1 protein-coding gene is annotated in these 939 nt (G+C 61.1%); it reads right to left on the bottom strand.

The window, feature by feature from the left end:
* Positions 1-127 precede the first annotated feature (127 nt).
* On the bottom strand, positions 128-853 hold the full coding sequence (locus NE584_RS19310; RefSeq protein WP_256183545.1) for a TraX family protein: 726 nt from the start codon (positions 851-853) through the stop codon (positions 128-130).
* Between the last annotated feature and the right edge of the window lie 86 nt (positions 854-939).

Here is a 939-nt window from a genome sequence, read left to right as displayed (position 1 = left end):
AGGTCGCTGGACCACACCGCGTCGAAGTGCTCCCCCTGGAAGCGCTGCTCCAGGGACGTGAACTCTGCAAGGCTTTACAATCTGAACCGCCCGGCCTTAGCCGGGCGGCTGTGCTCTCTCCTCCTCATCAGATATGCAGGGCCGTCCGCACCAGGAAGATGATGAACAGGTGGGCCGGGTAGAAGGCGTAGAAGAACCACTTAGGAATCTTGGGCTCCACGTGGGTGGGCAGGAAGATCAGCGGCGCGGACAGGAGGGCAAAGATCTCAAAGCCGATGGCGTGTCCCCCCACCACCAGGGCCATCGGGTCCTCCAGGGACCCGCCCCAGAGAGCCGGGAGGTAGCTCAGCACATAGAGCAGCGCCCCCAGCCAGGGCTTGTTCCGGCACAGGTAGAAGATCAGGGTCAGGATGACGCCCGTGTTGGCGTAGTCCGCGTTCAGAACGTTGATGGCCAGCACCCCGAGGAGGAACCACCACCACTTCCGCTCCTTCACGCCGTAGATGGCCAGCAGGCTGAAAAACAGAGTGACAAAGATGTTCCAGCTGGTGAGCTCTTCCCAGAAGTTGTGGGGATGGAAGGCCAGGGCGAAGAAGGGCTGGGAGACCACTGCAAAGAGCGCCAGCCGCCCCAGATACCGCCTGATGTCCCGTGTGTACATCAGGCCAACTGTCAGGCAGTAGCAGAAAATCGGGAAGGCCAGCCGTCCTACCCACCGGAATTCCGGGTGCTGGGGGAAAAAGACGGTCCCCACGTGGTCCACCACCATAGTCAGGATGGCGAACAGCTTCAAAAAGTTCGTGTCCAGGTTGGTCCTAAGCTTTGGCGTCTGTCTCTGTGTCTCTGCGTCCATGTTCGATACTCCTCCATTTGTGTTCTTCACCGCACCGGCCCCCGGGGCGCCCCCCCCCCGGGCGCGGGGGCAAAAAAAAAAACCCC

The organism is Clostridium sp. DFI.5.61, from assembly GCF_024462915.1.
Lineage (GTDB): Bacteria > Bacillota > Clostridia > Oscillospirales > Oscillospiraceae > Lawsonibacter > Lawsonibacter asaccharolyticus.
This window is presented reverse-complemented; position numbering and strand designations above follow the sequence as displayed.

Coding starts and splice junctions, on each gene's coding strand:
- NE584_RS19310 (WP_256183545.1), bottom strand. CDS start 853: ATGGACGCAGAGACACAGAGACAGACGCCAAAGCTTAGGACCAACCTG.